The 519-nt window shown below is 36.8% G+C and carries 1 protein-coding gene; it reads left to right on the forward strand.

Annotated features, from left to right (window positions below):
• Positions 1-412 (forward strand): hypothetical protein (locus tag HC175_RS17340; RefSeq protein WP_168139556.1); only part of this gene is annotated, 412 nt, incomplete at its 5' end.
• Between the last annotated feature and the right edge of the window lie 107 nt (positions 413-519).

Consider the following 519-nt stretch of genomic DNA (forward strand, 5'->3'; position numbering starts at 1 on the left):
CCCTTCCTGCGGAAGCAAATTAGAAAGCACTGAAATCCATCAGCAATGCAACACCTGCGGAAATAATATCTTTCAATCCCCAGAAGTCAAAGATTTTCTAAAATACCAGGACCAAAAGTTCTATAAGATTGGCGGACTTTCATTTTTCGTGGGATTTATCCCGGTTGTAGGTTTTGTGATAAGCGCAGTGATGGCTAATGTCTATCTTTTTTCTCCATACAGGCGGTATTTGCCAAAAGGAACTTCTTTCCTCACAAAGATTTGGATCAAATTCCTGACCTTTATTTTCTTCATTTTGGGGGTAGCTTTAGGATTTATTGCTGCTCCTCTCTATATTGTTATGCGATATATTATCTGGAAACGGAAATTTGTTGGTCAAACGAAAAATGAGAACCTTCCAAATATCGGATAATAACCCGATAAATCTCATTATCGTTTTATAACCCGATATTTGCATATATCGTTTCTAAACCCGATATTGGCTTTATGATAGCAGTAATCACAGGTGATATAATCAAT

It is taken from the genome of Salinimicrobium oceani (genome assembly GCF_012037645.1).